Raw genomic sequence first — 26,194 nt, 5'->3', positions numbered from 1 at the left:
AAAACCCCCGATTTCCCTCGGGGGTTTTTCCTATTATTCTGGTCTTTTCAGCACAAATGACGTCCCTAAATGGGCGTAATCATTTCCCGCTAAACGTGCGACTGGCTTTAATTCATGAGTCGAAACATAACCTTTTTCCGCATCATACACAGCCTCATCTAAATGCGCACACACAACCCGGCCAATGATATGATCGACCGTGATCTCCCCTTCATCATTTTGAAAGGTAAGATGCTTTTCAAGCCGACATTCAAAGCGAATACGTGCTTCCTGAATTCCCGGAACTGAAACGACATGGCTCTGTACTTGATGAAGACCGGTTCGATCCAGCTCACTCTCTTCCTGTGGCAGCGTAGCAGCTGTTTCGTTAATATCTTCTATTATCGCTTCATCACTCACATGGACCACAAATTCTCCCCTGTCAATCACATGCTGCGCTGTATCTTTCATCTGACCTTCTCGTCGTCCGATAGAAACGGCGAGGAGCGGTGGGTGTCCGCTGATGACATTAAAGAAACTAAATGGTGCGGCATTGACGATATCGTCTTTAGACAGACTTGTAATAAACGCAATCGGTCGTGGAACAATAGAACCCGATAATAATTTATATGCTTCTTTTCGTGATAGCTGATCCATTTGCAACGTAATCACTTCAGACAAGCCTCCTTTTGGTGTATCGACATCATACCATATCTCTTTTTCTATGCCTCTGATTCAGACTCGGTGCGATGCAGGATATGGTGGACAAGATGAAATAAAGCAGGATTATGATTTTCTCGTCTATAGGAAATCGTCCATTCTGCCAGAAGCTGTTCACCTTCAATCGACCGATACACAACATCTAGATTAAATAAACGCCGGGCTGATTTCGGAATGACCGCAATGCCGATCCCAGCTGTGACAAGGCCAATCACCATTTGATATTCCGCCGCTTCCTGCACGATATTTGGAGAAAACCCGTACTTTTCACATAGCAGGACAAAGTGTTGATAAAGGGACGGCCATGATTCCTGTGATAAAGAAATAATCGGTTCATTTCGAATATCTTCGATCGTGACCGCCTCTTTTTTCGCCAGCGGATGATTTTTCGGAATCGCAAAAATACATTCACTTTGCTTCATCAAACGGCTGATCAGTTCTTCATGAGGAGATGTAGGATGTAAAAAACCGATATCAATCTCCCCATTTAAAAGCGCGCCTAGCTGCTGCGGAACAGAAAGCTGCTCCAGCTCAATACTGACAGAGGGATACAGCTCTCTGAATTCGCGTACAACTGGTGGCAGAATATCATATGTCGCTGTTCCAACAAACCCTATGATGATTTTTCCCAGCTCTCCTCTTGCTGTATGCCGGGCATGATCAACGGCTTTATCAAGCTGATGCAGCACACCCCGCACCTCATGTAAAAAGACCTTTCCAGCAGCTGTTAGCTCCACTACTCGCTTCGACCGGTGAAACAAAGGAAATCCCAATTCTTCTTCAAATTGCTTAATTTGCTGACTAAGTGGAGGCTGTGTCATATTCAACCGTGCGGCTGCTCTGCCAAAATGCAGCTCCTCCGCTACTGTGACAAAATACTGCAAATGTCTCAGTTCCATCCTTTCACCCCTCGCACACTTATTCGTGAAACATATTAAAACCACGTTAAACATATATTGGAAATTTTCCATTTTGAAATGTATAGTAAATCATATCATGAAAATATATTTTCATAAAAAATTTTACTTGCCGAAAGGAGTGCGGGGTAAATGAATTCTCAAGCACAACCCCTAACAAGACGAGGAGCAGAATTGATTGTTGATACGTTGATTGCTCAAGGTGTGACCCATGTTTTTGCGATTCCAGGTGCAAAAATTGACGCTGTATTTGATGTATTAAAAGACAGAGGTCCAGAGCTTGTCCTATGCAGACACGAACAAAATGCCGCCTTTATGGCAGCTGCTGTCGGCCGTTTAACTGGCAAACCAGGTGTTTGTCTCGTCACATCAGGTCCTGGCGCATCTAATTTAGCAACAGGTCTATTAACAGCTAATACAGAAGGTGACCCTGTTGTCGCAATCGCTGGAAACGTCATTCGTGCTGATCGGCTCAAACGAACACATCAATCACTCGACAATGCGGCATTATTCAAACCAGTCACAAAATACAGTGTTGAAGTACAAGACGTTCATAATATACCCGAAGCCTTAACAAATGCTTTTCGCGCGGCACAAAAGGGGCAGGCTGGAGCAGCATTTATCAGCTTTCCACAAGATGTCGTGACAGAACACACCACACAAACACCAGTGTCTGCTCACCCTTCTCCAGAACTAGGTCCTGCACCGGATGCTCTCATCAGCTCGGCTATCGCCAAAATTCAAAATGCACACTTACCTGTTGCCATTGTGGGAATGAAAGCAAGTCGTCCAGCTGCTGCAAAGGCTACAAGAACATTATTGAAAACACTTGGAATTCCATTTGTTGAAACATACCAAGGAGCCGGCGTTCTCTCAAGAGAGCTTGAGTCTCAATATGTAGGCAGAATCGGTTTATTCCGAAATCAGCCGGGAGATCTTCTCATTGAACAAGCAGATGTCCTTTTGAGCATCGGCTTTGATCCAATTGAATATGATCCAAAGCATTGGAATATTCAGCCGAAGCAGCGACAGATCATCCATGTCGATGACATGCAGGCAGATATTGATCATTTTTACGAGCCGGCACTTGAGCTTGTCGGCAATATAGCTGAAACCATTAAACATCTAGCCCATGACAGTGTTCAACTTTCTCTATGCAAAGAACAAGTTGAATTCGTTACTGAATTGCAGGAGCTGTTAAGCGACATTGAAAAAGCACCAGAAAGAGAAAGTCATCTATCTCATCCGCTGGATGTCATTCATACATTAAGACGCTTGATTCCTGATGACACGAAGGTCACTTGTGATATCGGGTCTCACGCAATTTGGATGTCGCGTCATTTCCGCGTCTATGAGCCGAACACATTCCTTGTGAGCAACGGGATGCAAACATTAGGCGTTGCCTTACCATGGGCCATTGCGGCTTCCATATTGAATCCAGATGAAAAGATCGTTTCGGTCTCTGGTGATGGCGGTTTTCTCTTCTCTGCAATGGAGCTAGAAACAGCCGTCCGCATGAAAACAAATCTCGTTCACCTTGTTTGGAATGACAGCACATACGATATGGTGGCATTTCAGCAGGAAATGAAATATGACCGCACATCCTGCGTTGAATTCGGACAGATCGACTTAGTGAAATATGCAGAAAGCTTTGGAGCGACTGGATTACGAGTAAACTCACCTGAAGAGCTTTCAACTGTCCTTCAAAAGGGTATAAACATAGAAGGACCTGTTATTATTGATATTCCGATTGACTATCAAGACAACCCAGACCTCGCCAGTCAAAAATGGCCAGAAGTCTTTCGTGAAACACACACATTGAACGTTAGATAAGTTGTCCATACATTACACCAAAGGAGTGAGCGGATATGGGTATGATGCACCCAATGAATCAACAGAACGACACAAGACAACATGACAAACAGCAAGAAGTCTATCAAGTATCGACGATGACCTCTTTGCTGGAAGCCGTATATGATGGAGATTTCTCCCTTTCACAAATTCCCGAGCACGGTGATTTCGGGATTGGTACATTCAATCAATTAGATGGAGAGCTGATCGGCTTTGACGGCGCATTTTATCGACTGCGCTCGGATGGAACAGCGACACCAGTTACCGATCAAGACTATTCGCCTTTCTGCTCTCTAGCATTCTTTGAAACTGATATCGTTCATCGAATTGATGCAGCCATGACGAGCAAAGAGCTAGAAGAAGAAATCGACCGCATTTTACCGAGTAAGAATGTGTTTTATGCGATCCGCATTGATGGTACATTCAAAAAGGTTCAAACACGTACGGTCGAAAAACAGGAAAAACCTTACGTTCCGATGGTGGAAGCAGTCAAGTCACAGCCCATCTTCGATTTCGAGGATATTCAAGGAACAATCGCCGGTTTCCGTACACCTCAGTATGCACATGGTATTGCGGTGAGTGGATATCATCTTCATTTCATTGATGACGATCGAAGTGTTGGCGGACACGTATTTGATTACACTGTTGATCAAGTGACCATCCGAATTTCACAAAAGCGTCATATGAATTTACACCTGCCGAACACGCAGGAATTCTTCCAAGCAGACATTGATCGAGCTGACCTCGCACAGCAAATTGCCAATGCAGAAAGTAGCCCAGATCAATAAAAGAAAGACACCCCGGTAATTCCGGGGTGTCTTTTTATGCGAAAGGAATATACATCACTTTATTGATATTCATTTCGTTAGTATATTAAATTACACACATTCCATTCGTAATAAAGTGTGTTAAAATATCAACAGAAGAAAGGTGGTCATACGGTGTCAAACGACTATAGCATTCCGAACTTAACATTAGACGAACGAGATAAACAAATTTTATCCCTATTACATGAGGACGGGCGTATGTCCTATACAGATCTCGGGAAACAAGTCGGTCTTTCACGTGTTGCTGTGCAAGCCCGTATTCAGCAGCTGATTGAAGCAGGCGTCATTGAACGATTCACAACAGTCATCAACCCTGCTAAGATCGGCATTCATGTTTCTGTCTTCTTTAATGTAGAAGTGGAGCCGAAATTTTTAGAAGCAGTCGCCCTTCAGCTTGAGCAAGAAACAGCTGTCACAAGCCTTTATCACATGACAGGGCCAAGCAAACTGCATATGCATGGCATTTTTCAAAACGAACAAGAAATGGAGACATTTCTAACAAAAAAACTGTACCCGCTAGAAGGCGTCGTGAGTGTGGACTGCCAAATGCTTATTAAACGGTACAAAAGCCGAATGGGCATGAAATTGTAGACAGGAGTTGAAGCACTTGCAATCATATATCGAACTCATCATCGCTATGGTGCGAACCGGCATTCTCGGTTTTGGCGGAGGTCCTTCCGTTATACCACTCATTCGCCATGAAGCGGTGGTGAAATATCAATGGGTCAATGATGACGAATTTGGAGAAACACTCGCCATCGCCAATGCATTACCAGGTCCAATCGCGACCAAAATGTCAGCCTATCTTGGCTATCGATTGAAGGGCGTATCCGGCGCAATCGTCGCAACAGCTGCCCATATTTTACCGACATGTCTCGCCATGGTGGCACTCGTCACACTTGTCAGCGTCTTGAGCTCCTCACAAATCATTCAAAATATGATTGGCGCTGTGACACCAGTCATTGCCGTTCTACTTGGGATCATGGCATACGAGTTTGGACAAAAAACGCTGAAAGGCTTCGGAATGATCTTCGGGATTGCTCTGTTCCTTCTGGCCTTTATCGGGCTGCAGGTCCTGTCCATTCATCCAGGAATCATTGTCATTATCTTTTTATGCTATGGCGCATTTCATTTCAAACTAAAACAACGCTGGAATCGACCAAATAAAGAGAAAGGAGTGTCTTCATGATGCTGATTCTCTTTTTATTCTGGGCATTCTTCTTGTCCAATCTATTAGGATATGGCGGAGGACCTGCATCAATTCCGCTGAATTATGAAGAAATCGTCAACCATTTTCATTGGATGACGAACGAAGGATTTTCCAATATGCTTGCTTTAGCCAATGCACTTCCAGGACCAATTGCGACGAAAATCGCAGCATATGTCGGCTATGACGTCATGGGCTGGCCAGGCTTTATTGTGGCACTGCTTGCAACTGTACTGCCATCAGCCATTGGATTGATTCTATTGCTCAAGCTGATTGACCGTTTTCGCCAATCACCTGTCGTCAAAGGCATGACCTTATCCGTCCAGCCTGTCATTGCGATGATGATGCTTTTATTAACATGGGAAATTGGCGGAGATGCAGTGAAAGCCATTGGCTGGATGCAATCGCTTGCCATTGCTGCGATCTCCTTTTTCTTTATGACTAAATACAAAATGCACCCCGCCTTTCTCATTGTGGCTGCCTTTTTATATGGCGGATTCATTCTACCGCATTAAAAAAACCGATAACATGATCTGTTATCGGTTTTCTTTTACATATAGATTGGAGAAACTGGTCTGCGCCCAATCGAATGATATTCGACTCCTGCTTGTTCTGCCGCTTCAAGTGTATGACAGTTTCGTCCATCAAAAATAAGCGGCTGTCTCATCCATTCCTTATAGGACTTGAGAGGAAACGTCTGAATCTCTGTCCACTCTGTTAATATACACACTGCATGGACATCCTTTATCGCTTCTTCAATCGTATGAGCAAACACGACTTGATCCGGTAATTCACGAGCGGCATGGCGTGAGGCAACAGGATCATACGCCACAAGCTCCGCGCCTAATTGATGGAGTTCATGAGCTATTGGAACAGATGGCGCCTCCCTCATATCGTCTGTATTCGGTTTAAAAGCAAGACCAAGCAGTGCAATTCGCTTCCCTTCAAGATTTGCCCCCAGTCTCTCTTGAATACTTCTGATAAAACCGGCTCGCTGCTCATTGTTTACTTTGATAACAGCCTTTAGTAGCTCAAAATCATGCGACACATGCCCTGCGATTTGGACAAGTGCATTTGTATCCTTTGGGAAACAAGAACCTCCGTAGCCAATCCCCGCCTTGAGAAACGAAGAACCGATCCGTTGATCGAGCCCCATTCCCTGCGCCACCCATTCCACATCAGCACCTGTTTTCTCACAAATAGAGGCGATCTCATTCATGAAGCTGATTTTGGTCGCAAGAAAAGCGTTTGATGCATACTTGATCATTTCTGCACTTTTTCGGTCTGTCTTGACTACTGGCAAGTGGAAATCAGCATACATCTCCTCGAGCCGGTCTAATACCGCTTTTGTTTCAGCCCCAATCACAAGCCGATCTGCCCTCAATGTATCTGAAATGGCAGAGCCTTCTCGTAAAAACTCTGGGTTAGATGCAATTGATAATGGCTCTTTCCGTCCTAATTCTTGATGTATCATCTGTTCGATTTGATCACCTGTTCCAACAGGCACTGTACTTTTCACCACAAGAACCGCACCTGATTTTGCTTTTGTACCGATCTCCTTTGCGGCTTGAAGCACATATTGTAAATCAGCTTGGCCATCTGCTTGCTGCGGGGTACCAACCGCAATCATTAACACATCAGCCTGCGGGTAGGCTACCTCTCCATTTATGTGAAATTGAATTCGTCCTTGCGCAAGATTGCGTTTCAGCAGTTCTTTTAATCCTGGCTCATACATTGGTGGACGTCCCTGTTTCAGTTGCATGATCTTTCTCCGGTCAATATCAATACACGCCACATTGTGCCCTGCCTCCGCTAAACACACACCTGTGACCAGTCCCACATATCCACAGCCTGCAATGGCTATATTCATGACACCATCAGCTCCCTATACGCCTTATACTTGTAAAGACATCGTATGCTGAGAGCTTTCGTTCCATTCATAAAAGCATACAAAAACCCCCTGCCATCACTAGCAGGGGGTTACTTTTATGAAACAAGACCATTTCGAATATGAGCAATCAGATTTTCAAGCATTTCTTTTGTTGTGACATCATTTGAATTCTCACCAATATCATGAGCGTACATCAAAATTTTTAAAAACTCTTCTTGATTCAAACCCTTATTATCCATGTCTGTATCCTTTCGATTCCACTAATTTCATTATTATATGCTGTAAGGTTGGTTTATGCAATACTCTAATACATCATTCGACAGCTTTTGAAATTTATGACCATTTTCATGAAAAACTTTTTTATAAATCACCATTGAGCTATAATAAAAGAATTGGAATCTTTTACTTGGTTAGGAGCGGATCAAATGCTTCAGCACAACATCAACGAAGAAGAACTCAAGCAAACAGCAGAACAAATCAAAGAACTTCTTCCTGCAACAGATGAAAACAAACAACTCATCAAAAAAGCATTGATTACTTATAGACAGGACAGTGTATATCGTCTCAAGCAAGAATCTGATACGGAATGGTCAGCTTATGTACATGATGTCGTGGCAGCCAGAGTCCACTTTCATGTATTGTTTCCTGTGAGAAGCAGCTGCTCATGTCCAGCAGATGGACTTTGTAAACACATTCTCGCTGTCTTCTTTTCGCTATACGCTCAAGTAGAGAGTGTGACCGGATTTACAGAAAATTGGTCAGAAAAGGATGAATTACAACGCAGCAAAGAATTAATTCGCCAGCACTTCCAAGTGAAGCGCCCAGACGAACAATCACTTCAAAGCTGGTTGAATTTTTTCCAAGAGGAATTTAACCTCTGGCTGAAACGGACACCAAAGCACCAGCAAACACCGCAGCATTTGTATTACGGCTATTTATCGATCCTAAAAAAACACGCACCTCATTCACCTGAATTCAAGAGTTTGTATGCGATTCATACGTCAATCGATGTGTGGTTAAGGATTTATGAATTAATCGATCTTGGCCAGCTTGATGCCGAGAAGGACTATTATTCCATGAATCCATATGTCGAACAGCTCATGAACACCATTTTTGATTCAGTGGATCACTTGAAGACATACGCCCTTTCCTTTTCCCTCGATCCGTTTCTTGAAAACACACCAACTGCCGTTCGGACACTTCTTCAAATAAACGGACCTTTTCAACATGAACGAGTAGCGGTCTTTATGGAGATTTGGGGCACCATATTAAATAGAGGGAAATGGGTAAAAAAAGAAACAGAATTACTAAAGAACGCTCAGCAGCAAGAAAAAACGGTAGAACGTACCATCGGATTGATGCACATGGATTATTTACTGAAAGAAGACGATCACCTCTTTCAGCAATTAAAAATGCTCAATGCAGATATGCTGCCAAATGTGCTCAATTGGCTGAAGGATCTGACAAACCGCAAGGACTGGAAGCGGCTCAAGCTCTGGTATGAAGAGATCACCTATATTTTAGAGGAATATTGTCAGCTCGACCTTTCCTACAGAGAACTACGTGGAGCCGTTAGTGATTTCTTCTACTATTTAGACGCATACTTTAAACAGACGAAGGATCATCATTTATATGAACGCTACCTCCAGATCTGCATGCCCTATGCGTTTACTGAATATAGTCAGCTCTTATATGCACAACAGCGTTATGCAGAATGGATTGAGATTCACAGCCTTGTTGGTTTCTCCATCAGTGAACTGGAGAAGGATCTGATCAAACAAATTGCAAAAGAGGAACCTGAGGCGCTCATTCCATCGTATCACCGTGAAATCTCACAGCTTCTCGATCAAAAAAATCGAAGTGCATACCGAGAATCTGTGAAAATGCTAAAAAAACTGCGCACGCTTTATCATAAAACGAAAAAAACTACGATTTGGGAAAGATATGTAAAGCAGCTACAAGATTCAACGAAACGGCTGCGTGCGTTCCAAGAGGAAATGAAGAAAGGAAAATTAATTGATGACACGCCATAAACAAATTGTCATTCATGCAGAACAAACAGAAGATTTCTCTTTCACCATTTCAGCGCAAGCAGAGGACGGACACCCTGTTCCGCTTAATGAAATGAAGAGGCAGCTTTTCCAATGGCACGAATCGTCTTTTTACGGAACATTTTTAGAAGATGTGAGCTTTATTGGCACACCTGCCTTCCTGCTAAGCCCTTGGATGACCGTTGAACTACTAGGAAAAAATTCATTTAATACCTTTAGTCATGTGACACTAACCAAGGAAACGGAACCACTGATGAAGACAGCCTCCACCATTTATGAATTCATTGAGGATGAAGATTTTATTCCGGATTACGAGGCGTGGACAAAAGGTGTACTACGTTTTAAAGACAAAGAAGGACTATTAGATGGCTATACGGCTGAATGGTTCTCCTTTGCTGTACAGGATTACATTCAATATGATGATGCATTACAGCACAAATGGAACCGCATGACAGAACAATCGCCTGCGCTCTCATCCTTCCAAGGACATTTTTTAGATGAGCAGGATTTCTTGGAAACGATTGGCTGGATTGATGACGACACACCTTTCACTGTCGGCTTGCGTTTAAATGAACCTGATTTCGACGGAGACGATTGGAAGATCGAATTGTTTCTGCGTGATAAGAAAAACAGTGATCTTCACTTTTTTGAAGGCATCCGTTCATTAAAAAGATCTTGGCATCCGTATCAAGATAAAATCTCCAGAGAGCTGGAGCGATTCGGTCAAATTGTGCCTTGGCTCTCTTTCACATCTGGCACCACACTCATGTCAGAAGACGAAGCTTGGCTTTTCCTATCAGAAGCAAGTGAAACCCTTGTGAATATGGGAATTGAGATTCTACTCCCATCGTGGTGGCAAATTGTCAAAGAAAGCACCATGATGCTAAAAGCAAGGATTTCCTCTACCCCAAGAGGCGAGTCGCATGTCGGAATGGATGCGTTGATGGATTTTAATTGGCGCTTTGCTACAAACGGCATCGAGCTGACAGAAGATGAGTTCAACGAGCTTGTCCAAAGTAAACGACGTCTTGTCAATATTCGTGGACAATGGATCAAAATCGATCCAACCTTCATCCAGCAAATGAAAAAATGGATGGAGCGTGCCGAAAATGAAGGGCTGCACATGTCTGATATTTTGTCACGCGAACTGGCAGATCAAGAAGCATCTTCTGAATCGATTCCAGAGCTGCTAGACAGCTCAGCATTTGCACATATTCAATTTGAACTTTCGTCTCAATTAAGAGGACTTGTCCATCAGTTAAATGATACGCATGAGCTGCCTTCCTACGAAATGAGTGATTCCTTTAAAGGCACACTCAGGCCGTATCAGCAGCATGGTGTCAACTGGCTGTTATTCTTAAGGTCTCATGGATTTGGAGCTTGTTTAGCAGACGATATGGGGCTTGGGAAAACAATTCAAATGATTGCATATTTCACATATTTGAAGGAGCAGGAGTCAAATGCCGCTCCATCTCTCATCATTGCGCCGACCTCTGTTTTAGGAAACTGGCAACGAGAGCTTGAAACCTTCGCACCACATTTGAATGTTGCCTTGCATTACGGGCCATCGCGTCCTCAAGGGGAACACTTTACAAAGGCATACGAGTCAACAGATATTGTCCTGACGTCTTATGGACTCTCACATTCTGATCGTGATGAATTAACATCAGCAAAGTGGGATACGATTTGTTTAGACGAAGCTCAAAACATTAAGAATGCCCATACGAAACAATCGAGAGCGATCAGACAGCTCAAAGGACAGCATCACATTGCCCTTAGCGGGACACCTATGGAAAACCGTTTAACAGAGCTTTGGTCCATTTTTGACTTCGTCAACAAAGGGTATCTTGGCAGCTTGACAAGCTTTCATAAGAAATTCGTTCTGCCGATCGAAAAAGACCGTGAAGAAAAAAGAATTGAACAGCTGCAGCAGCTGATTAAACCTTTCCTATTAAGACGAACAAAGCAAGATGAAGAGGTCGCCCTGAACTTGCCTGAGAAACTCGAAGAAAAAGAATTCATTCCGCTCTCCGCCGAGCAGGCTTCTTTATATGAACAGCTCGTGAAAGATACATTCGAACACATGGCTTCGTTAACAGGAATGCAGCGGAAAGCCATTATTTTAAGTATGCTAGGCAGACTCAAACAGATTTGTGATCACCCAGCACTCTATTTAAAAGAGAGTGGAACCGATGTGAAACTGCTGAAACGTTCATTAAAAATGGATAAACTCGCAGAGCTGTTAAAAGCAATACATGAGCAAGGCGAAAGCTGCCTCATCTTTACGCAGTATATTGGAATGGGGAACATGATCAAGCAGCTGGCGGAAAAGATGTTTGGCGAACCCGTTCAATTTTTAAATGGCAGTCTGTCCAAACAGGAGCGAGATAAAATGGTGGACCGCTTCCAGAAGAAAGAATTTAACATCTTAATTCTCTCTTTAAAAGCAGGAGGAACTGGACTTAACCTAACCGCCGCAAACCATGTCATTCACTACGACAGATGGTGGAATCCCGCTGTGGAAAACCAAGCGACCGACCGAGCTTATCGGATCGGACAAAAACGATTCGTTCACGTTCATAAGATGATCACAACAGGCACGATCGAGGAAAAAATCGATCAGATGCTCGAAACAAAACAAACGTTAAATGATCAAATTATCCAAAGTGAAAGCTGGATTACAGAGCTATCAACAAACGAACTAGAGGATTTATTCACATTAAGTGCCGCCGCTCAATCATCTTAATCCAAGCAAAAAGAGGACTTTTCTCAAACATGATGAAAAGTCCTCTTTTTTCATTTCATATGAACATAGGTTAAATGTGCAGTTTTTTCAATGCAGATTTCACGTTCATATACGTATTCAATTCACGGAAATCTTCTCTCATTTCTCCCATTTTCATCGCTAGATTCGGTTTAATCCCTGTCACGATGAGTTCCGTACCTGTCATTAAAATCAAATCGTTCAGCTTAAAAATCGCATCTGCTACAAATGAATCGACTTCTAATAAACCTGACAGATCGACAATAAAATAATCGTCCTTAGATTGAGAGATATAGGTGGAGACTGTAGAGATAATCTTATCAAATCTTGGCGCTGTTAACGTACCAATGATCGGTAACACAGAAATGCCATCTTTCACAGGAACAATTGGAACAGAAATGTTCAGCACTTCATCAATTGATTGCTCAAGAAGCTCCTGCTGTTCCTTCTCTTTCGTGACATCCTTTTGCAGACCTACGAAATAAAGACGTTTCCCTTCATTTTCGTCAATCCAAAGAGGAGCTACACTTAACTCATTCCAAAACATCTGTCCAGATTTTTTATAATTTTTCAGCTGAACAGTGACAGCCTCTTTGTTCTCAATAGCTGTTCTAATTTGTTGGAGAGCAATTTGCTCTGTTTCATTTCCTTGAAGGAAACGACAATTCTTCCCCAATACTTCGGGTTCTTGATAGCCTGTCATATCTAAAAAGCCCTTGTTCACATATATTAAAGGATTATCAGGTAAAGACGGGTCCGTCACCGTCAGGCCAACCTGAGTATAGTCTAAGGCTTCCTTGATTAAATGCAGATTTTCGGACTTATAAGATTCCAGCGCCATTCGTTTACTCTCCTTAATTTCCTTACAAGCGGGTTATGTTCATAATTAAATTATATGATGTTCCACATCATGTGTAAATAGAAGTAGTTCTGAATTCCTCTTTTGTAGAATGCGCTTTATCCTATGTGATTTATACAACGACATCTGATGCATCTATTTCAAAAGGTGTCGAATCATATGCGCCACACCATGTTCATCATTTGTTAACGTGACATGATCAGCGATTTCTTTTATATCCTGTCTCGCATTGCCCATCGCAACCCCAACACCAGCTGCTCGAAGCATCGATTCGTCATTTAAACTATCTCCTACAGCCGCTGTCTGGCTTAAAGGAATACCAAGACGTTCTGCCAACCTTGTTAATGCTTGGCCTTTAGAAGCGTCCTTTGCACCAATTTCAAAGTTATGATCGGCTGAACTGACCATTGTGACACTTGCATCATCACCAAACTGATCCCACCCTGCCTTCAATCTGTCTTCAAAGAAAGAGAAACCTAAGATGTTGTAGAATGAAAGCTTCCGATCCTCACGAAACAACTCTTTATATGTATCAATATAAGAAAAACCTGACTGACTGTATTGAACTTCTGCCGCTTGTTTTAAAACACTCAGGTCCGTTTCTGGATTTGCACTTTTTAAGCGGTCCATTTCAATCGCCAGAAGCTCTCTACCACGATTCGGTGTGAAAATGGCCTCGTTTGTAAAAACTTCATAGTAATAACCACGTTCTTCAAGCCATGATAATATGCGTTTGGCCTTTTCTTCTTGTAAAGCAGCTGAATGATATACTTGCCCAGTCGGATCATGAATCACAGCTCCATTGGCACTAATCACCCATGTATTCATCCCAAGCTCATCAAAAATAGACCTCACATCAAAATACGCTCTTCCTGTAGAAACGACAACTTCCATTCCATTCGCCGCTGCTTCCTTTAATGCCTGCTCATTTTCCCGGCTCACTTTGTGTTCACTATTCAATAACGTTCCGTCTAAATCCGTTGCGATCAATTGAATGTTTGTCATCTTTCTCTCCTTTTGTCTCCATTTTGGCTATCATACCGCTGATAAAATCCATCATCAAGAGGTGATCGGTTTTTTATGGAATAAAAGGGTACCCGGCCACGCTACATGACCGGATACACACAAGGGGATTTAAGGGGACACATGACCTATACAAAGAAGCGATGGTTCTATTACGCAGTGTTCTTATGCACAAGGCAGCGTCTATCAGCTTTAGCTAGAGGGGGGCTATCAGATGCTAGACGTTACCTTTTGTTTCAGACCGTACCTCCTTTCCTTTTAACTGCCCTTAGTCTACCGAGAAAGATTGTATGTGACAAAACATGAAAATGAAAAAATGCCCCTTCAAATTGTCTATTTCCTCTTTAATTTCTGCTTTTTACCGCTTGAGTATAAAACATCATCTTGTTTTGTTTAATGAAAAACTTATTTTTCATAAATTGATAAAAAACATCTGAATGTATCCAATTACTTGAAGGCATGTGAATATAATCAGATCCATCCCATGCAAACCAATAAAAACAAAGCTGCCCGTCATGAATCGACAATTGAAATTCAAAATAGTCCATTTGATCTTCGGTGACGTATTGAAACGTGAGTGACTCGCCTTCTTCCATGTACACATCACAAAATGTCAGAATGTCTCCCCACGAATAAATGCGCATTGTACTCTTTGCCGACTCATCGCCAATATGTATGTTTCGCAATTGATAAGACTCCATAAAACATCTCCTTTCACTCAAATACAGCTCGTTCTAAGCAGGCAGCGGTTTCATTTATACAGATGTTGTATGCTATAATAATACTTACGAATAATGAACGCTTGTGAGGTGAAAAATATGAAAACCTTTAGGCTGATTGATTTAAAAATCGAACTTGATCCAAAGCAAGATAAAATGTCCAGCATTCCCCTTCGTGACGGTTTAATCATTAATAAAGAAGATGGAGAAAATCACTGGATGATCGAGGCACTCATCCCAAAGAAACATAGACAGGTGTTTGAGGTGCTCTTTCAGCAGCACACTGAAGTGAAGATTCTAGTAACGATCACGAAAAAAAACAACCGCCCTGTTCATCTATCTGTCCAAGTCAAAAACATTGTTGCTTTAGAAGAAAACATTTCTGTGCTGCTCGATGGTAAGATGATTACAAATCGCTACAGAACAGAAACCGAAGAAGTACTTAAAGACCTCGTCAAAGAGGGGCTTTCCGGAGAAAAACTACTAGATGCATTTAAACAAAACACATAAAAAAGAGCGGGATTAGCCGCTCTTAGATAGTTGACGAAGGGCTAAAATGAATCTTATTTTAGCCCTTTGTCTTCCTTTCAGCGTGATAGAAACCTTTGCAGTCTAGGAAGGGCGAGCACCGGAGCACAGACCTGACAACGAATGCGAGAGTTTGCCTACACGCTGAGAGCGGGATTAGCGCTCTTTTTCTATTGAACATCTTTCGATTGGCTTTGATGTTTCAAAAGATCTCTAATTTCTGTTAGTAAAACTTCCGTTTGATCCGGCGTTTCTACAACCTCTTCTTCCTCTACCTTTTTCCGTTTTAATTTATTCAAATAACGAATAAAGATAAAAATGGAAAAAGAAATAATCAAGAAATCAATCACTGTTTGTATGAAGCTTCCATATAAAATTTGAGCAGATCCGATCTTAATAGATAGACCGCTAAAATCATGTCCGCCAATAATAATACCAACGAGCGGCATGATCAAATCATTCACAAGAGAAGTGACAATTTTGCCAAATGCTCCCCCAATGATGACACCTACAGCCAAGTCAATGACATTTCCCTTGACTGCAAATTCTCTAAATTCTTTCAGCATCTTTTATCACCTTCATCTTTTTTTGTCTAATATGACGTTTTTTTGTCAAAATTGCAAGTCCTGATCCGTTCAGACTAGTTGTTTCCATATAAAAAGCGATTCATCCTTGATGAACCGCCAGGCAAATCATGATACTTTAGGACCGATAGAAAATGTGAGTTCTGCTTCGCATGCCACTTCGCCATCTACTGTGGCTACTGCTTTTCCTTTTGCGACTGGACCTCTAAGACGCGTCACTTCTACCTCTAAACGAAGCTGATCGCCAGGCTTCACTTGTCTTTTGAAACGGCAGCCGTCAATTCCTGCAAATAAACCAATTTTCCCTTTGTTTTCTTCTTTTCCTAACATAATGACCCCAAACACCTGCGCAAGTGCTTCTACAATAAGCACACCCGGCATGACTGGGTATCCTGGGAAATGACCATTAAAAAATTCTTCGTTCACTGTGACATTTTTAATCCCAACCGCTCTCTTCTCTCCCTCAACCTCTAAAATACGGTCGACCAATAAGAATGGATAACGGTGTGGAATAATGTCTTGAATTTGCTGAGCATCAAGCATATCTTGATCTCTCCTTTTTTCTATATCGATGATCTTCATTTGATTCCTATAGAAGTATATTATGAATGCTCGTATTTTTCAACGTCTCTTCCGCACATATGGTAAAAAATAGAATCTACTATTACCTATTGTCATCAAATATAATCCACTCTACACTCATTGTTTTTTCACAAATATGGTAATATATATTACATCATTGATTGAATAAGAGGGTAAAAATGAATTTTATAAGTGATAAATCCATTAAAAAACTTCTCCATTCGTGGTATACAATGCTAAAGCATCGACATTTTTCGAAGGCTGAAGAAATCAAAACAACTCTATTAAAACATCAACGTAAAATATCAAAAAAACAGGAACTCTGTTTACATTATCAGCTGATGCTTTTTCGCCATCAGCTGTGGATGAATCAAACAGAAGACTTAGAAAAAATGAAACATGAATTGATGCAGCACAAAGAGGATATGAACGAAGAACTAGCCTATTACTTTTACTTCTTTCTCGGACTTTACGAAGCTTTAAACAGCGATCAAAATGATGCAATCTACTATCTCGAAAAGGCAGAAGAACGACTGTCATTCCTTAACGATGAGCTGGAGGAAGCAGAGTTCCATTTCCGTACAAGTGGTGTTTATTATAACAATCGCTATTCGCTGCTATCGATTCGTCATATTCAAAAAGCGATGGATATCTTTGCAAAGCATGGGGATGACCATAGCCTCTATCGTTGTAAAATTGTGCTCGGCCTTAATTATAGCGATCAAAAAAAATATGAAGAAGCCGAAGCTCTTTTTATCGAGATCATCGACTACGTGAAAATGATTGATGATCAAGAACTGCTCGGTATCGTTTATTATGATGCTGGTTTTATTCAGTCGAGACAAAATCGACACACGAAAGCGCTGGAATACTTTAAAAAAGCACTTCGTCTCCCAGCATACCGGAAGTCCGTACACTCCTATGTATCGTGCCTCTATGAAACTGTGCGTTCCTGTTATAAAGAAAATTTAACCGATGAAGGAATGAAGTATATTCAAAAAGGATTAAAAGAGGCCGTTGCTTCTCAATTTGATATATTAAGAATCAAGTTTCAAATCTTATTTCTTCTCTACAGCCAAACGTCAAAGGCAGATGAGCAGATCGCAAGGCTTGTTACATGCCTTGAACGAAAAGAAGCGTGGATTGATCTTGAGGATTTGCTTGCCGATGTCTCAGATTTTTACAAAAAAAAGGGCGACTTTGAGCGAGCCGCCTTTTTTATCATGAGAGGCTGATGTCAGCCTGTTCGTTATCGAATTGTATTCACTAATCCAAGCATCTGATCACCCATCGTAATCGTTCTTGAGTTCATCTGATAGGAGCGCTGTGTTGTCATGAGATCTGTTAATTCTTTAGACATATCCACATTCGACGTTTCAAGTGCACCTTGCTGAAGCTGAATCGCTTGGCGGTTTGCTCCATTTAGTGCCGTTAATGCGCCTTGATAAGTACCGTCAACTGAGAATAAATTATCTCCTTCAGAGACAAGTGCTGAAGAATTATTGACTTGTACAACGCCTAGATTCACTTGCTGATTCGGTTGATTATCTCTTGAAATGGCTGTCAGACGACCATTTTTATCAATTGAAATATCACGGAAATTCGCATTTAAGACGATTTCATTTCCATTTTCATCAAGGATCGGATGCCCTTCGCTAGTGACAAGCTGCACTTGATTACGATTATTGCCTGGCTGTAAGTAAAGAGAACCGTCTCTTGTATAACGAATATTACCGCCGACATTGACCTGCATATACTGAGATGGCGCTCCAAAAGCAACATCAAGATCACGGCCTGTTTCTTTAATCGAGCCTTGCAATGAGTTAATGGACGCATTGACCATCGTACCCGTCCCAAGCCTTAACCCATCAGGTGTCAGACGACTGTTTGCCACCTGCGCATTTTTTTCATCCACTTGGTTGAACTGTTGTCTGATCAGCTCTGAGAAACGGGTATTTTTCGCACGGTACCCTGTTGTTTCACTGTTCGCGATATTATTACTGATAATATCAAGCTGCTTTTGTACTTCGTTCATTGACACAGCTGCATTGATCATCGTTCTAAGCATAAGAATCCTCCTTTCTTTGTCATTTCTTGATTAGTACACTCTGCCGATTTCATTCACTGCTTTTTCCAAGCTTTTATCATACGCCTGAACCACTTTTTGGTTTGTTTCAAATGCTCGATAGGCGGTTGTCATTTCTGTATATGATTTCGTCACATCCACGTTCGACAGCTCCGATACACCTTGACTTAACGTATAGGACATTTGACCGTTATTAACTGCACTTGGCAGGGGCTGGTTATCAGCTGTACGGTATAAATCATTTCCTTCTCTCGCCAAGTTCCTTGTATCCATCGCAACACGTACATCAATTTGCCCGAGGTTTTGTCCATTTTCACTCACAGTTCCATCTGCGTTCACTTTGAAATTCTCACTCTGAACCGTGATTGGCTCACCTGTCACAGAAAGAAGAGCACGCCCATTGATAGTCAACTGATTTTGTGCGTTCAATGTAATCGAGCTGCTTTTCGTATAACGAACGCCTTCTGGTGTATTGACCGCATAAAAGAGCGCTGATTTCTGATTAGTCTCTGGGTTGATCGGCACATTATTTTCGACTAGTGCGACATCCGTTGTTTGATCTGTTGTTTTTAACGTTCCTTGTGTAAATTGAGGGATCAGTTCCTGCATATATGTCCCCGTATTAATGCCGCCAATTGGCGTTTGCTGCGGAACACTAAAACCTTTGCCTGAGGAAGTTTGGAAACGTCCTGATTCCATTCGGCTTAACAGCATTTCTGGAAATGCCCTCATCGTCCCCTCATCCGCTTTATATCCTGGTGTATTCGCATTTGCAATATTATTTGAAAGCATTTCTGTCCGCCGCTCTTGAGCGATCATGGCAGATGTTGCGGTGTATAGTCCTTTTAACACGTGCTCACCTCATTAAAATTCTTTCACATGACCTAAACACAATCTTCTATGAAATATATCGGCATATTTGCAGGGTTCTTTAATAAAAATCCCCCATTCTTTCGAAAAAGAATGAGGGACATCATTAGCTGAGTTTACGCTTTGGCAGCTTGTCCATATTATCAAGCATGACGCCAGTACCAACAGCTACACAATCCATCGGATTCTCAGCCACGAAAACAGGTACTTTCAGCTCTTCTGCAAGCAATTGATCAAGCCCGTTTAGAAGAGCTCCGCCACCTGTAATGATGACGCCGCGATCAATAATATCAGCTGATAATTCAGGCGGTGTTCTCTCAAGAACTTGCTTCGCAGCCTGAACAATCGCAGATACAGATTCACGCAATGCTTCTTCTACTTCTTTGCTTGTGACGGTAATCGTTCTTGGTAATCCTGTCACCATGTCTCGTCCACGAATTGAAATCTCTTCGTGACGTGCGTCTGGGAATACCGTTGCAACTTGGATCTTAATATCCTCAGCCGTGCGTTCACCGATCAACAGCTTGTACTCTTTTTTAATGTAATTGAGAATTTCCAGATCAAATTTGTCTCCAGCCATTTTAATAGAAGAGGCGGTTACAATGTCACCCATTGAGATGACAGCGATATCTGTCGTTCCGCCTCCAATATCTACGACCATGTTTCCACTTGGCTGAAAAATATCCATACCAGCACCAATAGCTGCTACTTTTGGCTCTTCTTCAAGAAATACATGCTTTCCGCCGCTTTTTTCAGCAGCTTCTTTGATCGCCTTCTGCTCAACAGATGTAATGTTTGTCGGGCAGCAGATGAGCATACGCGGTTTAGAGAATAGCCCTTTCACATTTAATGAGTTAATAAAATGCTTGAGCATCGCTTCAGTTACTTCAAAATCAGCAATTACGCCATCTTTTAATGGACGAATCGCAACAATATTCCCAGGCGTACGTCCAACCATACGTCTCGCCTCTTCTCCAACAGCCAAAACTTTCCCGCTGTTTTTGTCAAGAGCTACCACAGATGGTTCATTTAACACAATTCCTTTTCCTTTGACATGAATCAGTACATTGGCAGTACCAAGATCAATTCCAATATCCCTAGCAAACATCTATATATATCCTCCTTGAAAATCTGTTTCCATAGCAAATACCACATTCTGCCCTAATTATATATTCTATCATAATTTGCAGAAAAAAAGATATTTCTTTACAAAAGTCTTTACAAAATTTGTGGTTAGAAACTACCGATATGAGGAAGATATATATATCATGTTTATGAACAAAGAACTAAGCTTACTGTTTCACAGGCTCGCCTTCTAAAATTTCTTCTTTTTTATACTTTAATTTAGTGGCTTCTCCTCCTCGCAAGTGGCGGATTGATTTATGATAATCCAGTATCTCCTTCACTTCATTAGCCAGATCTGGATTAATTTCTGGCAGTCTTTCTGTTAGATCCTTGTGTACAGTACTTTTAGAGACTCCAAATTCTTTCGCAATTACACGAACGGTTTTCTTTGTCTCCACGATATACTTACCTATCTTGATTGTTCGCTCTTTGATGTAATCGTGCACACCACTCGACCTCCCTAAAATGGATGTGAGAAGTGTGAAATGAGATCCGTATCAATATTATCCATTTTCAGCGGCGCTTGTTCGTCTTAATTTCTCATCCATTAGGTAGCAAATGCCAAACACGATCCCTCACCTCAAACACTCTCTTTGTCAGGTTTGTAACAGTGTATTAGCATTGCATAGGGAATATGCTAAAAATGAAGAAGGGACAAGGGATTTATCAGAAAATGCAATCATTTCGAGTGGCGAAAATTTTCACTTTACAAGAATGGGTCGAGCACGTAAAATAGAAAAGGTGATTTTATTTACCTAGCTAAATATTTAATAAAGGTGAGCATATGGATACGTTAAATAGAGAGTGTTTACATCAAATACACCAAAGCGCCAGATTGCTGTCTAAAAAGGCGAACGAAGCGCTTGCTGCTTATGATTTGTACATGTCCCAATGGACTGTACTTTTTTGTTTGGATACATTCGGCCCGAAAACCCAAAAAGACATTTGGACATACTTGAACGTCGAAGCTCCAACCATTACCCGAACCGTAACCCGTCTAGAAGCAAATGGCTGGGTGCAACGGGTACAAGGAAAAGACAAACGTGAAAACCTGATCGTGATGACAGATGATGCTAAGGCCCGATTTGAAGAAATCAAACGTACGATGGAACAATTTGAAGAAGAATGTCTTGCAGATTTCACCCACGAAGAAAAACAACTCCTCCATACACTTTTACACAAATTATCAACTGAATAGGAAGTGATACATCATGAACGAACGCATTTGGACGAGAGACTTTATCATGATTGTTCTGGTGAATTTATTTACGTTCACCTCTTTTTATGCCCTTTTGACCTTGCTGCCTATTTACACAATGGATGAACTCAATGGAACAGAATCACAGGGTGGTCTTCTTGTGACGGTCTTCTTATTGTCCGCCATTGTGACAAGACCGTTTTCTGGAGCGATTATTGAGAAATTCGGTAAAAAACGGATGGCGATTTTCTCATCAACGGCATTTGCCTTACTCACTTATTTATACATCCCAATTGATCAATTCCAAACACTTCTCATGCTGCGTTTCGTGCAGGGCATCTTTTTTAGCATTTTGACGACAGTAACCAGTGCCATAGCAGCAGATATGATTCCAAAACATAAACGCGGGGAAGGACTCGGCTACTTTGTCATGTCCATGAACCTTGCTGTGGTTATCGGTCCATTTATTGCATTGAATCAAGTAGGAAAAGTAGGATTCCATTCCTTATTCCTTCTTTTCTCCATTATCGTTACCATTGGTGCCGCTTTTACGATGCTAATCAGACAGCCAGAGCTTGAAGATGGGGGTAGTGTCGTCTTCCGATTTACTTTTTCTCACTTGTTTGAAAAAGGTGCATTAAAAACAGCAGCAGTCGGTATCATTATTTCCTTCTGTTATTCGCCGATCATTTCATTTATTTCAGTCTATGCCAATTCCCTTGACTTGATGGGGGCAAGCAGTTATTTCTTTATTGTGTTTGCGGCAGCAATGCTTGGATCACGTCCATTTACAGGCAGACTTTTTGACCGAGTAGGACCTCACATTGTGATCTATCCTTCGATTGCTCTTTTTGCGATTGGTTTATGGATGCTGACAGCTACACATTCAGCTACAATGCTTCTTTTATCAGGTGGTGTCATTGGACTTGGCTATGGATCACTAGTACCATGTTTACAAACACTTGCCATTCAGCATTCGCCAGCTCACCGTACAGGCTATGCGACGGCTACTTTCTTCACTTTATATGATACGGGGATTGCTGCTGGCTCATTTGTATTTGGTCTTCTTGTCAGCTTCACCGATTTTTCAAATGTATATCTCATTGCAGGTATTGTTGTCTTGCTCAGTATGATTGTTTTTTATTGGAGCGAACGAAAGCCCCAAGAAGCAAAAGCACAGAAGGTCTCCCTATCAGAATAGGATTCTATTTTAAACTTCAACGGAAACATGCTAAAATATAGGATGTTTCAAATAGACGATTATTTGAAAAATAGTTGGCATTAAGCGAAGGTATAGGTGATGTTTTGAATTACGAACTGTTTAAATTGATACACGGGATGGCTCATCATTCTGAGTTTTTAGATCAGGCCATGATTTTCATTACGAAAAAGGCCCTTCTTGTGTATGCCCTTGTTTTATTGATTTGCTGGTTTTTAGGTAATCACAAATTTAAGAAGCATGTCTTCTTTTCTGGTGTAACAGGCATCGCGGCACTTATCGTCAATTTTGCCATTACACTGTTTCATTATGAGGAGCGGCCGTTTGTGGCGCATAAAGTTGACACACTCATTCCGCACTCAGCAGACGCTTCCTTCCCAAGTGACCATACAACAGGTGCACTGGCTCTTTCACTTGCCATTCGATCTCGTAATAAAAAGCTTGGTAACATCTTGCTCGTCTTTGGATTACTCACAGGATTCTCCCGCATCTGGGTCGGTCACCATTATCCATTAGATGTTTTAGGCAGCTTGATTGTATCGATTGTGGTCGTGTTTATCATGAATAAATTATGGAAGTTCTTTGACTCTCCAATTGATCGCATCGTCACTTTCTATGAGACAATTGAAGGAAAAATATTCAGAAGGAAGCAAAAGGATCAGGGCTCTGACCTGTCTAACTCTTAAGCGGTTTGCGATAACGTGATGAAGATTCTTCTTCCACTTATCGCACCGCTTTTTTTATTGACCGTCCTTCTTTGACCTTGTTCGAAAAATAAAGACTGACACCGATGCCGGTAAGGGAAATAATGATCAGCGTCCAGCCTAACTGCTCAAAATGCGGACCAGCAATTTCGTCTCCAAACAGCATACCGAGAACAGCAGACGAAAGAATAGAACCAAGGTAGCGGCATGTTTGAAAAAGCCCAGAGGACGTGCCAATCATATGCTGAGGACTTGCCTTGAGCATCGCTGCTTGCAGCGCAACATTTCCAATCCCATAACTAAGTCCAAGCAAAGCTAGAACTAGCCCTTTTCCCCATAATGGTGCCGGAATAAAAAAGAAGGTCATCGCAGAGGCTCCAGCCAGCATCAATACCGCACTGGCTAATACCGGATGACGTTCATCCCCTCGGTCCACCCACTTTCCCGTCAGCGGAGAGATAATGATGCTCACCCCAGACATGCAAAGCATAAAAAGACCTGTCATTTCCACACGCCAGCCTAATTCATCCTGGAAATAGCTCGGCAAACCAAAGAAAAGACAATAGAAAAAGATATTTAAAATGATAAATTGCACATACACAAGTGACAGCCGCTGCTCCTGTCTGAACATCCGAATTTGAATAAACGGTTCATCCACCTGATACTCCCACCAAATAAAAGCGCCTGCACTCAAGAGACAAAGAACCCCCTGTACATATTGAATGCCATGACCTAGTGATAATAAAAACGAAAGCAAAAGGACAATACAAACGGTAAAAAGAAGCATCCCTGGCAAATCGAGCTTTCGTACCGTTTCACCTATACGTAGCTTTCTCTTTTTTTGTTCCTTCGGAAACAAAGATAGTCCAAGAAAGAAGCTAATCAAAATAAAAGGCAGATTCACTAAAAAGATCGCTGGCCAGCCGCCGATCGTCATCAAAAAGCCGCCAAGTGTCGGGCCAAGCGCCGTCATCGCCGAAGCAAAAATGGACAATACAGCTAACGCCGATGCCTGCTTTTCTTGGATATGATCCCGAATAAGTCCGACACCAGAAGGATAAATGGCACTGCTCCCAATTGCCTGCAACAGCCGGATCACAATCAGCACCGCAAACGTCGGGGCAAACGGCGCACAGATAGCTGAGACCGCCACAAGACCTAGTCCGAATAAAAATAATGTTCTCCGGCTCATCACATGATCCCCAATCCGGCCGCTCACCGGCTGCGTCACCGCACTAGCTAAATAAAAAGACGAAATCAGCCAAGATACAGTCGTAAATGACAAACCGAATTCATGCTGAATTTGATGCAAGGCCAAAGAAATCATTGAGGAATTCAACGGATTTAACATTGTCCCAAAGGCAATTGCAGTTAAAAAGACTTTTCGGTTGTCTCTCCACTTCTTCATACACCTACCCCCCTCTTTGTGATCTAGCATGTTTTTTGCCAATCCTTCCGTTATTATGAGATTCATTTCCCTTTTTTACCCTGATGAATTCAAGTTCTCTCTTGGAAAAGCAAGACATACATTTTAAAAAGGGCGAGTGTTGGAAAAACACATATAAAATTGAGAATATGAGGAACAAATGGTAAGATGCTACACATATTCAAAAGCCTACTTTCTCCTTATATGGAGAACGGCTAAAAAGGAGGAGAAGCTTATTATTAAGAAAAGACGGTTTTGGGTCCCAGCCCTTTTATCGGTTGCAGTATTACTTCTGTCTTCGTGTGGTTCAAATGAAACAAATGGGAACGGAGATAAACGTAATTCTACAGCGAAAGGGTCGCCAATTTTGGAGGATGGGAAGTTTATATTTGCAGCATCAGGTGAATTTCACCCGTTCAGTTACATGGATGGAAATCAGATGTCAGGCTTTGATATCGATGTAGGCAATGCGATTAGTGACAAACTAGGCCTCGAGCCTATACAGAAGAAATATAAATTCGCAGGCATCGTCGAAGGTGTGAAATCTGGAAAATTCGATGCGGCAGTTGCAAGTCATACCATCAATGAGGAACGAAAAAAACACGTCCTTCTTTCTAAGCCCTACTACTACTCTGGTCCGCAAATTTTCACAAGACCAGGAGCAGACATTGAGCAGGCTGATGATTTAAAAGGCAAAGAAATCGCTGTATCTAAAGGCTCGTCCTATGCTGATATCGCAAAGAAACATAGCGGGCAGGAACCAAAATATTACGACAGTGATGTCGTCGCTTTAGAAGCACTAGCCAACGGAAAACACGATGCAGTCGTGACGGATTTCGCCACAGGTGCAGAAGCCATGAAGAAAAAATTAAAGATTGAAGCGCAAGAAAGACTCGGACAAAGTGAGCAGGCAATCGCTGTATCTAAAGAAAATGAACAGCTTATAAAAGAGATCAACGATGCAATTGACGCATTAAAAAAGGACGGAACATTCAAACAAATTAGCGAGAAATACTTTGATGAAGATATCACGGTCAAACAAAATTAAAACCACGATTGTGCGC

At 41.8% G+C, this 26,194-nt stretch carries 27 protein-coding genes; 13 read left to right on the top strand and 14 right to left on the bottom strand.

Annotated elements, in window-relative coordinates; genetic code table 11:
* Positions 1-33 precede the first annotated feature (33 nt).
* Positions 34-636, bottom strand: a complete 603-nt coding sequence (locus tag GPS65_RS02150) for a flavin reductase family protein (protein ID WP_012011499.1) — start codon at positions 634-636, stop codon at positions 34-36.
* A gap of 65 nt (positions 637-701) precedes the next feature.
* Entirely contained in the window at positions 702-1,598 is an 897-nt protein-coding gene (alsR, locus tag GPS65_RS02145) for an acetoin biosynthesis transcriptional regulator AlsR (protein ID WP_012011500.1), read from the bottom strand.
* Positions 1,599-1,748: 150 nt separating this feature from the next.
* Here alsR and alsS point away from each other — a divergent pair, with 150 nt between their 5' ends.
* The 5 genes from alsS to GPS65_RS02120 all read left to right on the top strand — a co-directional run bounded on the left by alsS (position 1,749) and on the right by GPS65_RS02120 (position 6,016).
* The gene (gene alsS, locus GPS65_RS02140) at positions 1,749-3,449 is read left to right on the top strand and encodes an acetolactate synthase AlsS (RefSeq protein ID WP_161985306.1); all 1,701 of its coding nucleotides are present in this window, start codon (positions 1,749-1,751) and stop codon (positions 3,447-3,449) included.
* 35 nt (positions 3,450-3,484) lie between these two features.
* On the top strand, positions 3,485-4,255 hold the full coding sequence (budA, locus tag GPS65_RS02135) for an acetolactate decarboxylase (protein ID WP_012011502.1): 771 nt from the start codon (positions 3,485-3,487) through the stop codon (positions 4,253-4,255).
* A gap of 153 nt (positions 4,256-4,408) precedes the next feature.
* Positions 4,409-4,885 (top strand): chromate efflux transcriptional regulator ChrS, encoded by a 477-nt coding sequence (locus GPS65_RS02130; RefSeq protein ID WP_041815982.1) that lies wholly within the window; start codon positions 4,409-4,411, stop codon positions 4,883-4,885.
* 16 nt (positions 4,886-4,901) lie between these two features.
* Positions 4,902-5,483: a chromate efflux transporter ChrB gene (locus tag GPS65_RS02125; RefSeq protein WP_003214813.1), complete on the top strand. Its 582-nt coding sequence runs from the start codon at positions 4,902-4,904 to the stop codon at positions 5,481-5,483.
* Positions 5,483-6,016 carry a chromate efflux transporter ChrA gene (locus GPS65_RS02120; RefSeq protein ID WP_041816374.1) on the top strand — a complete coding sequence of 178 codons (534 nt, stop codon included), beginning with the start codon at positions 5,483-5,485 and terminating at the stop codon, positions 6,014-6,016. Before GPS65_RS02125 ends, GPS65_RS02120 begins: the two co-directional genes overlap by 1 nt.
* Before the next feature lie 35 nt (positions 6,017-6,051).
* Here the strand turns inward: GPS65_RS02120 and GPS65_RS02115 are convergent, their stop codons facing one another.
* Together GPS65_RS02115 and GPS65_RS19240 are read right to left on the bottom strand one after the other, a co-directional pair.
* Positions 6,052-7,371, bottom strand: a complete 1,320-nt coding sequence (locus GPS65_RS02115) for a UDP-glucose dehydrogenase family protein (protein ID WP_012011506.1) — start codon at positions 7,369-7,371, stop codon at positions 6,052-6,054.
* 116 nt (positions 7,372-7,487) lie between these two features.
* On the bottom strand, positions 7,488-7,631 hold the full coding sequence (locus GPS65_RS19240; RefSeq protein WP_003214884.1) for a YwzD family small protein: 144 nt from the start codon (positions 7,629-7,631) through the stop codon (positions 7,488-7,490).
* A 186-nt stretch (positions 7,632-7,817) separates the two neighbouring features.
* Here GPS65_RS19240 and GPS65_RS02110 point away from each other — a divergent pair, with 186 nt between their 5' ends.
* Entirely contained in the window at positions 7,818-9,425 is a 1,608-nt protein-coding gene (locus GPS65_RS02110) for an SWIM zinc finger family protein (RefSeq protein WP_012011507.1), read from the top strand.
* Complete coding sequence (locus GPS65_RS02105; protein ID WP_144473416.1) at positions 9,412-12,189, top strand: DEAD/DEAH box helicase; 2,778 nt, start codon at positions 9,412-9,414, stop codon at positions 12,187-12,189. Before GPS65_RS02110 ends, GPS65_RS02105 begins: the two co-directional genes overlap by 14 nt.
* A gap of 70 nt (positions 12,190-12,259) precedes the next feature.
* Here GPS65_RS02105 and ytvA read toward each other — a convergent pair whose 3' ends face one another.
* The 3 genes from ytvA to GPS65_RS02090 all read right to left on the bottom strand — a co-directional run bounded on the left by ytvA (position 12,260) and on the right by GPS65_RS02090 (position 14,790).
* Positions 12,260-13,048: a YtvA family blue-light photoreceptor gene (ytvA, locus tag GPS65_RS02100; protein WP_003214597.1), complete on the bottom strand. Its 789-nt coding sequence runs from the start codon at positions 13,046-13,048 to the stop codon at positions 12,260-12,262.
* 153 nt (positions 13,049-13,201) lie between these two features.
* Positions 13,202-14,062 carry a Cof-type HAD-IIB family hydrolase gene (locus GPS65_RS02095; protein WP_222122464.1) on the bottom strand — a complete coding sequence of 287 codons (861 nt, stop codon included), beginning with the start codon at positions 14,060-14,062 and terminating at the stop codon, positions 13,202-13,204.
* Positions 14,063-14,433: 371 nt separating this feature from the next.
* Positions 14,434-14,790 (bottom strand): hypothetical protein, encoded by a 357-nt coding sequence (locus tag GPS65_RS02090; RefSeq protein ID WP_041815992.1) that lies wholly within the window; start codon positions 14,788-14,790, stop codon positions 14,434-14,436.
* Positions 14,791-14,907: 117 nt separating this feature from the next.
* Here GPS65_RS02090 and GPS65_RS02085 point away from each other — a divergent pair, with 117 nt between their 5' ends.
* Positions 14,908-15,318, top strand: a complete 411-nt coding sequence (locus tag GPS65_RS02085; protein WP_161985305.1) for a YwpF-like family protein — start codon at positions 14,908-14,910, stop codon at positions 15,316-15,318.
* A 188-nt stretch (positions 15,319-15,506) separates the two neighbouring features.
* Here the strand turns inward: GPS65_RS02085 and mscL are convergent, their stop codons facing one another.
* Together mscL and fabZ are read right to left on the bottom strand one after the other, a co-directional pair.
* Positions 15,507-15,902, bottom strand: a complete 396-nt coding sequence (mscL, locus tag GPS65_RS02080; protein ID WP_003215139.1) for a large conductance mechanosensitive channel protein MscL — start codon at positions 15,900-15,902, stop codon at positions 15,507-15,509.
* 126 nt (positions 15,903-16,028) lie between these two features.
* Positions 16,029-16,463: a 3-hydroxyacyl-ACP dehydratase FabZ gene (gene fabZ / locus GPS65_RS02075; protein WP_012011512.1), complete on the bottom strand. Its 435-nt coding sequence runs from the start codon at positions 16,461-16,463 to the stop codon at positions 16,029-16,031.
* A gap of 218 nt (positions 16,464-16,681) precedes the next feature.
* Here fabZ and GPS65_RS02070 point away from each other — a divergent pair, with 218 nt between their 5' ends.
* On the top strand, positions 16,682-17,737 hold the full coding sequence (locus tag GPS65_RS02070; RefSeq protein ID WP_012011513.1) for a tetratricopeptide repeat protein: 1,056 nt from the start codon (positions 16,682-16,684) through the stop codon (positions 17,735-17,737).
* Between the two features lie 14 nt (positions 17,738-17,751).
* Here the strand turns inward: GPS65_RS02070 and GPS65_RS02065 are convergent, their stop codons facing one another.
* The 4 genes from GPS65_RS02065 to spoIIID form a co-directional block, all read right to left on the bottom strand.
* Positions 17,752-18,570: a flagellar hook-basal body protein gene (locus tag GPS65_RS02065; protein WP_003215031.1), complete on the bottom strand. Its 819-nt coding sequence runs from the start codon at positions 18,568-18,570 to the stop codon at positions 17,752-17,754.
* A 30-nt stretch (positions 18,571-18,600) separates the two neighbouring features.
* Complete coding sequence (locus GPS65_RS02060) at positions 18,601-19,440, bottom strand: flagellar hook-basal body protein (protein ID WP_012011514.1); 840 nt, start codon at positions 19,438-19,440, stop codon at positions 18,601-18,603.
* A 124-nt stretch (positions 19,441-19,564) separates the two neighbouring features.
* The gene (gene mbl / locus GPS65_RS02055; protein ID WP_012011515.1) at positions 19,565-20,566 is read right to left on the bottom strand and encodes a cell shape-determining protein Mbl; all 1,002 of its coding nucleotides are present in this window, start codon (positions 20,564-20,566) and stop codon (positions 19,565-19,567) included.
* A gap of 184 nt (positions 20,567-20,750) precedes the next feature.
* A complete protein-coding gene (spoIIID, locus tag GPS65_RS02050) occupies positions 20,751-21,029 on the bottom strand; it encodes a sporulation transcriptional regulator SpoIIID (RefSeq protein WP_008343327.1) in 279 nt (92 codons plus the stop codon).
* Between the two features lie 338 nt (positions 21,030-21,367).
* On the opposite strand from spoIIID, the gene GPS65_RS02045 reads away from it, so the two are divergent.
* The 3 genes from GPS65_RS02045 (at position 21,368) to GPS65_RS02035 (ending at position 23,686) form a co-directional block, all read left to right on the top strand.
* Complete coding sequence (locus GPS65_RS02045; protein WP_119125485.1) at positions 21,368-21,781, top strand: MarR family winged helix-turn-helix transcriptional regulator; 414 nt, start codon at positions 21,368-21,370, stop codon at positions 21,779-21,781.
* Positions 21,782-21,794: 13 nt separating this feature from the next.
* A complete protein-coding gene (locus GPS65_RS02040) occupies positions 21,795-22,982 on the top strand; it encodes an MFS transporter (protein WP_144499982.1) in 1,188 nt (395 codons plus the stop codon).
* Positions 22,983-23,086: 104 nt separating this feature from the next.
* Positions 23,087-23,686: an undecaprenyl-diphosphatase gene (locus GPS65_RS02035; RefSeq protein ID WP_041816376.1), complete on the top strand. Its 600-nt coding sequence runs from the start codon at positions 23,087-23,089 to the stop codon at positions 23,684-23,686.
* A gap of 37 nt (positions 23,687-23,723) precedes the next feature.
* Here the strand turns inward: GPS65_RS02035 and GPS65_RS02030 are convergent, their stop codons facing one another.
* Entirely contained in the window at positions 23,724-25,112 is a 1,389-nt protein-coding gene (locus GPS65_RS02030) for an MFS transporter (protein WP_012011519.1), read from the bottom strand.
* Positions 25,113-25,290: 178 nt separating this feature from the next.
* On the opposite strand from GPS65_RS02030, the gene GPS65_RS02025 reads away from it, so the two are divergent.
* Complete coding sequence (locus GPS65_RS02025; RefSeq protein ID WP_012011520.1) at positions 25,291-26,178, top strand: transporter substrate-binding domain-containing protein; 888 nt, start codon at positions 25,291-25,293, stop codon at positions 26,176-26,178.
* Positions 26,179-26,194 lie beyond the last annotated feature (16 nt).

Origin of the sequence: Bacillus pumilus (assembly GCF_009937765.1) — a bacterium.
In the GTDB taxonomy this organism is placed as follows: Bacteria; Bacillota; Bacilli; order Bacillales; family Bacillaceae; genus Bacillus; species Bacillus pumilus_O.
This window is presented reverse-complemented; position numbering and strand designations above follow the sequence as displayed.

Excerpts from the sequence above, each read along its gene's own strand:
- alsR (WP_012011500.1), bottom strand. The coding sequence starts at position 1,598 with ATGGAACTGAGACATTTGCAGTATTTTGTCACAGTAGCGGAGGAGCTG.
- GPS65_RS02120 (WP_041816374.1), top strand. The coding sequence starts at position 5,483 with ATGCTGATTCTCTTTTTATTCTGGGCATTCTTCTTGTCCAATCTATTA.
- mscL (WP_003215139.1), bottom strand. The coding sequence starts at position 15,902 with ATGCTGAAAGAATTTAGAGAATTTGCAGTCAAGGGAAATGTCATTGAC.
- alsS (WP_161985306.1), top strand. The coding sequence starts at position 1,749 with ATGAATTCTCAAGCACAACCCCTAACAAGACGAGGAGCAGAATTGATT.
- GPS65_RS02030 (WP_012011519.1), bottom strand. The coding sequence starts at position 25,112 with ATGAAGAAGTGGAGAGACAACCGAAAAGTCTTTTTAACTGCAATTGCC.
- GPS65_RS02045 (WP_119125485.1), top strand. The coding sequence starts at position 21,368 with ATGGATACGTTAAATAGAGAGTGTTTACATCAAATACACCAAAGCGCC.
- GPS65_RS19240 (WP_003214884.1), bottom strand. The coding sequence starts at position 7,631 with ATGGATAATAAGGGTTTGAATCAAGAAGAGTTTTTAAAAATTTTGATG.
- budA (WP_012011502.1), top strand. The coding sequence starts at position 3,485 with ATGGGTATGATGCACCCAATGAATCAACAGAACGACACAAGACAACAT.
- GPS65_RS02040 (WP_144499982.1), top strand. The coding sequence starts at position 21,795 with ATGAACGAACGCATTTGGACGAGAGACTTTATCATGATTGTTCTGGTG.
- GPS65_RS02070 (WP_012011513.1), top strand. The coding sequence starts at position 16,682 with ATGAATTTTATAAGTGATAAATCCATTAAAAAACTTCTCCATTCGTGG.
- GPS65_RS02110 (WP_012011507.1), top strand. The coding sequence starts at position 7,818 with ATGCTTCAGCACAACATCAACGAAGAAGAACTCAAGCAAACAGCAGAA.
- GPS65_RS02150 (WP_012011499.1), bottom strand. The coding sequence starts at position 636 with ATGGATCAGCTATCACGAAAAGAAGCATATAAATTATTATCGGGTTCT.
- GPS65_RS02105 (WP_144473416.1), top strand. The coding sequence starts at position 9,412 with ATGACACGCCATAAACAAATTGTCATTCATGCAGAACAAACAGAAGAT.
- GPS65_RS02085 (WP_161985305.1), top strand. The coding sequence starts at position 14,908 with ATGAAAACCTTTAGGCTGATTGATTTAAAAATCGAACTTGATCCAAAG.
- GPS65_RS02025 (WP_012011520.1), top strand. The coding sequence starts at position 25,291 with ATGGTAAGATGCTACACATATTCAAAAGCCTACTTTCTCCTTATATGG.
- GPS65_RS02065 (WP_003215031.1), bottom strand. The coding sequence starts at position 18,570 with ATGCTTAGAACGATGATCAATGCAGCTGTGTCAATGAACGAAGTACAA.
- mbl (WP_012011515.1), bottom strand. The coding sequence starts at position 20,566 with ATGTTTGCTAGGGATATTGGAATTGATCTTGGTACTGCCAATGTACTG.
- ytvA (WP_003214597.1), bottom strand. The coding sequence starts at position 13,048 with ATGGCGCTGGAATCTTATAAGTCCGAAAATCTGCATTTAATCAAGGAA.
- GPS65_RS02090 (WP_041815992.1), bottom strand. The coding sequence starts at position 14,790 with ATGGAGTCTTATCAATTGCGAAACATACATATTGGCGATGAGTCGGCA.
- fabZ (WP_012011512.1), bottom strand. The coding sequence starts at position 16,463 with ATGCTTGATGCTCAGCAAATTCAAGACATTATTCCACACCGTTATCCA.
- GPS65_RS02115 (WP_012011506.1), bottom strand. The coding sequence starts at position 7,371 with ATGAATATAGCCATTGCAGGCTGTGGATATGTGGGACTGGTCACAGGT.